This window comes from Streptococcus cristatus, assembly GCF_003944225.1.
Classification (GTDB): domain Bacteria; phylum Bacillota; class Bacilli; order Lactobacillales; family Streptococcaceae; genus Streptococcus; species Streptococcus cristatus_K.
In genome coordinates this window covers 1-559 of record NZ_RJPN01000041.1, presented here as the reverse complement: position 1 = coordinate 559, position 559 = coordinate 1, and the positions used below count along the sequence as shown (strand labels likewise).

At 43.5% G+C, this 559-nt stretch carries 1 pseudogene; it reads left to right on the top strand.

Annotation, left to right across the window (positions count from 1 at the left end):
• Positions 1-559 (top strand): annotated as a pseudogene (locus D8797_RS10280) (hypothetical protein); the annotation flags it as partial.

Below are 559 nucleotides of genomic sequence, written 5' to 3'. Positions count from 1 at the left end.
CAAACCAACTACACCAGAGAAGCCTGTAGAGCCATCTAAACCATCTAAGCCAGAAAATAACTTGCGTATCTTGACGGACGAAGCTACCAAGGTTCAAGTGATTGGCATGAAGTCTACGCTTGATCAAGTTGTGGCCTTGAAGGTTAAGAAAGTAGCAGCTCAAAGCCTAGAAGGTAAGCTCTACGATGCTTATGACATTAGACTAGAAGACCAATTTGGCCAATCTGTACAACCTAAGGGTAAGGTCTTTATCAGCCTTCCAGTTGCATCTAATAAAGATGTTGAAAATGTCTTCTTTATGACAGCGGCTAATCAGCTTGATGCGGTATCCTTCCAGCAAAAAGGTCATTATATCGAGTACATGACAGATCAGCTAGGTGTTTATGCGGTTGTTTACAAGTCAACTGCAACCCCGCAGATGCAGGAGCAAGTGCAAGGAGCTAAAGCAGATGATTCTACTAAAGGTTCAGCCACTAAGTCAGCAACCTTACCAAGTACAGGCACAGCAACAGATTCAGCCTTCCTTCTCGGCCTTCTGTTAGCATTGACAGGATTATTA